The organism is Kitasatospora arboriphila (genome assembly GCF_039528095.1).
Classification (GTDB): Bacteria; Actinomycetota; Actinomycetes; order Streptomycetales; family Streptomycetaceae; genus Kitasatospora; species Kitasatospora arboriphila.
In genome coordinates, this window is sequence record NZ_BAAALD010000250.1 from 1 (window position 1) to 765 (window position 765).

The window sequence follows — 765 nt, forward strand, 5'->3', positions numbered from 1 at the left end:
GCTGGCGTTTACCGTCAACGTCCCGGAGCTGACCACCGTGGCCGGCCAGGTCAACAACCGGGTGCAGATCTATCCCCTGGCGATCTTCGTCTTCACCGGCGCGGTGTACTACCTGCTGTGCTGCGGTCTGAGCCTGCTGGCCAGCCGGCGCTTTACCCGCCGCGCGGCCACCAGATAAGGCTCACTCCGCGGGACGGGGCTTCAGCGGACAGGTATCGCTGATCTTAATAAATTTGTCGTTATAGACCAGATAGTGGTTCCCCGGCTGGGGCAGCGCCGGCTGGCGAACCACGTCCCCGGGGCGCAGATACCACGCGTCCCCCTCCTCTTCGGTCGAATCGCATCCGGGCTTAATCAGCAGCTTAAACCAGGTATTGCCGGTGTTGCTCACCGTCCCGGCCACCTTATCGAAAGACCATTTAAACTGTACCTCGCGCGGGCGCACCACCAGAATGGTATCCATCACCACCACCGGCTCCATGCTGACCTCGCCGCCGGTCGGGCTGCGCCTCGTCAGGTTGCGGGTGGGGATTTCGCGAAACGAGACCCGATAGTAGCGCTCGCGGTTATCCCGCGGCCCATGATAGTAAAATTTAAAATACTCGCTCTCACCTGCCTGCAGCACCAGCTGGCGGGGGGCGAACAGCAGTTCGCCATCCACCGGCCGGGAGCGGACTTCCCTGCCGCCCGGGCGATCGATGGCGCTGACGGCGATGCGGTACAGCCGCGCGCTTTTATTGTTGTTGACCACCCGTTTGCTGGCGA

1 protein-coding gene is annotated in these 765 nt (G+C 62.6%); it reads right to left on the reverse strand.

What is annotated here, in order from left to right:
* Positions 1 to 181: 181 nt before the first annotated feature.
* Positions 182 to 765: fimbrial biogenesis chaperone (locus ABD353_RS39770; protein WP_344628586.1), on the reverse strand; the 584-nt coding region annotated here is incomplete at its 5' end.